A 3,262-nucleotide genomic window follows, 5' to 3' on the forward strand; every position below is an offset into this window, starting at 1 on the left:
ATAGGTCGAATCCATCGCGATAATCTTCATCAATGCTTTCTCGGCAGAGTCATTTTTCAGATCAATATACAACTGCGCCATGTTGATCTGCGCCTCGATATAGGTCGGATCAATACCCAACGCTCTGCGGAAGTATTGAAGTGCATTGTATTTGTGATGTGTCTTCGAGTACATAAAAACCAGCCCCATACCATTGTACGAGGCTGCAGAATTTGCATATCTCATCCCATTTCGGAAGGCTTTTTCAGCCTGTTTCAGATCGCCAGCCGAGAAATAAGCGTATCCGAGTTTGACCCACAGGCTGCCATCTTTTGGCGTACGCTCAATCGCCTTCTCAAGTTGGCTCAGTGAATCGGTCTCCGCCTGCGATAACTTTTCATCTGCCGATACCGCACTTACATGGCTCGTCAGGAGGCAAACGGCAAGCGTCACAATGGATATAAATGAGAGTAAATAACACATCGCCTATAACTCCTGAGCATGTCAATAAAGGATTCTGACTAAAACGGTAGTATATACACCATCAAGTGTCAAGAATGTATTGTGACGAGTGCATCCGTGCCAAAATCTCATGTTTCCACACAAAAATAATAGAGCGGCAAGTCTCTTCAACCCACTGCTCTGCGATATGCTTAATCGGCCATCTTTTTTTGTGCTGCGTTCAACCACCATCATCCAAACGCCTGGGCGGAGACACCAACGCCATACCCCGGGCATAAGCCCAATGTCGAGCGGCTTTGGCGAGTTTGGGATTGCCAGACGCGAGCATTGCGCTGGCCATACGCTCATCGCCTTCGTGTTCCAGAGCCTGGACAAGAGCGGAAGTTGCAAATGCGGAATACTCGCGAATAAAAAATGGGTGCGCCGCTGCAATAACATCCAGTTCGCGTTCTCGCAAAGCGCGTTTCAACACCTCGACAACGCGATCGCCACCTATCTCAGAAAGCTTCATAGCCGCCGCAATGCGTTCCACCCCTTTGCCATTCTCAAATGCCGAAATCCACGCATCTATTTTCTCCTGCACATCGCGCCTATTGCGCCAATCTGGCTCAATATCCCGAAGTGCCCTCACCGCCATCTGCACATTCGCTCCCTTGCTCAACATCTCCACCAGCACAGGTACCACACGCGCATCCTTCAATGTGACAAGTGCCCAGGCCGCAGACCAGCGCACAAAAACCGAACTATCATTTAACGCTTGCGCCAGGGCATTCGTCGTTCGCAGGTCACCTATTTGTCCCAACGATTCTACAGCAGATCTTCGGACATGTATCCCCGGATGGCCCAACAAGCGGATCAAAGCATCTATCCCTCGCCTGTCATTTAAGACACCCAAAGCACGGGCAATAGACGCCATCATCTCCTCTCCAGATCGCCCCTGCAAATGCATCTCCCGATCTACCAGCGAGATCAGTAGCTCAACAGCACTCGTATCGCGCAATGCACCCAATGCTCGCGCTGCTGCTCCGCGAACATACCTGTCTTCTCCCACAACCACATGCCTCAACACACCTGCCGCGCGCATATCTCTCATTTTACCCAGCGACTGAATAGCCTGCCGACGCACATTGCGATCTCTATCTTCTGTTGCGACCAGCAATGTCTGCACTGCCCGCTGATCTTTTAAATCGCCCAAAAAACGCGCCGCAACCTTTCGCTCGTTATCATTGCCCTCTGTCACCCAGCGGCACCAGTGAATCACCAGTTCTTCTGCCCAATCTTTCTCTCGCCAGTCGGGAACAACCGCATTGAGACCCTCCAATGCGCGGAACCGAATGACTGCCTGTTTATCGCCCAACATATCATCTTGCATCAAATCACGCTGAAATCTCTCCACAGCCATCTCGACCTCTGGCCGCGCACGCCAATTTTTATCAATCTGATCCAGAGCAAACAGAACAGTCTGGCGCATCTCCTCATCGCCCAACAAATTTGCCAAAGGCCCAATCGCCCGGGGCGACCCAATACGTCCCAAAGCCACTGCTGAAACCCATCGCACCTGGGATATTTCACTTTGCATTTGCGAACACAGAAGATCCACCGCAGTCGAATCCCCAATCTGACCCAATGCATCTATCGCCGCCAGTCGCAATACAGGCACCTCCGCTTGCACAACAGCGACCAATGCCTCCACCGCCGTCAAATTTCCAATCTGACCCAGCGCCTCCACCGCAGCCAATGCCAGAACAGCCCGTTTGTCCTGCAAAAAGGGAATGAGCACCTTAGTCGCTCGCCTGTCTTTCAGCATACCCAGCGCATCTATCGCTGCCAACCGCACCCGCGCTTTTTCATCTTTCAACGCCTGAATCAAATGCGGGACAGCATCCAACTGACCACTCTTCCCCAACTTCTCAACGCCATAAACCCGCACATCGACATCCACATGGCGCGACTGACGCACGTATTCGTCAATACCCCGAGAGCAACCGCTCAACATAAGTGCAAAAATCAACCAAACGTACATTTTTCCCTTTATCATCCGTTATCCCTGCTCAACAGCGATTATTTATGCGCGGCCAATTTTTCTGCAACCAGATCAACCAGTTTTTCACCGCGCAGATTTTTAGCAATAATTTTTCCATTGGGCGCAATGAGAAAAGTCGTTGGCCAGGACACGATCCCATAAGCCTTATGAATTTTCGAATCTGCTATCCCATTGGGATAGGGGATGTCGTTCTCCTTAACAAAATCCGCCAAATTTCTCGGATCATCATGAGCCAGACCAATGACCTTCAACTCATTCGAAAAAGATTGAGATAACTTCTTGAGGTGTGGTAATTCATTAAGACAGGGGCCGCACCACGTCCCCCAAAAATCAAGCATCACAAATTTGCCCCGAAAGTCGGAAAGCCTCAAGGAATCGCCATCCACAGTTTGCACAACAAAATCTGGCGCAACACGGTCTTCCCGCATATCCAGTGCATTTAAAAGCCTTTCAGTCGAACCATGCAAAACCGTTTTGGAATTTGGGTATCTTTGGATAAGCTGATCAATAGCACTGCGAGCAGCAACGGGGTGATCGCGATCTCTGTAATGTTGGGCCATGCGCCACAGCAAAGATTCACCCTCTTTGGTGCCCGGTGGCAAGTTGCGTTCATAAGCCACCAGAATGCCAGTAAAGTAAAAAGGAGGCATATTATATTTTTCGCTGAGATGCGGTGCAAAATGGAGGCCCTCATCAAGACTTAAAAGGGTGCTTGAGAATGTACCGTAAGTGCGAAAAAAAAGGGAATTGGGATCTACCTTTTTTGCCAATCGCGCC

At 50.1% G+C, this 3,262-nt stretch carries 3 protein-coding genes; all 3 read right to left on the minus strand.

All coding sequences use genetic code 11. The annotated features are described in order from the left end of the window. On the minus strand, positions 1-462 hold a 462-nt coding region (locus tag OXG87_10400; protein ID MCY3869959.1), incomplete at its 3' end, for a tetratricopeptide repeat protein. 199 nt (positions 463-661) lie between these two features. Continuing rightward, entirely contained in the window at positions 662-2,479 is a 1,818-nt protein-coding gene (locus OXG87_10405) for a HEAT repeat domain-containing protein (protein MCY3869960.1), read from the minus strand. Between the two features lie 23 nt (positions 2,480-2,502). Then, a partial coding sequence (locus OXG87_10410; protein ID MCY3869961.1) for a redoxin domain-containing protein occupies positions 2,503-3,262 on the minus strand: 760 nt, incomplete at its 5' end.

This window comes from Gemmatimonadota bacterium, from assembly GCA_026706845.1.
Classification (GTDB): domain Bacteria; phylum Latescibacterota; class UBA2968; order UBA2968; family UBA2968; genus VXRD01.

Bases quoted from the DNA above. Each gene is read 5' to 3' on its own strand.
- OXG87_10405 (MCY3869960.1), bottom strand. From the start codon at position 2,479: ATGATAAAGGGAAAAATGTACGTTTGGTTGATTTTTGCACTTATGTTG.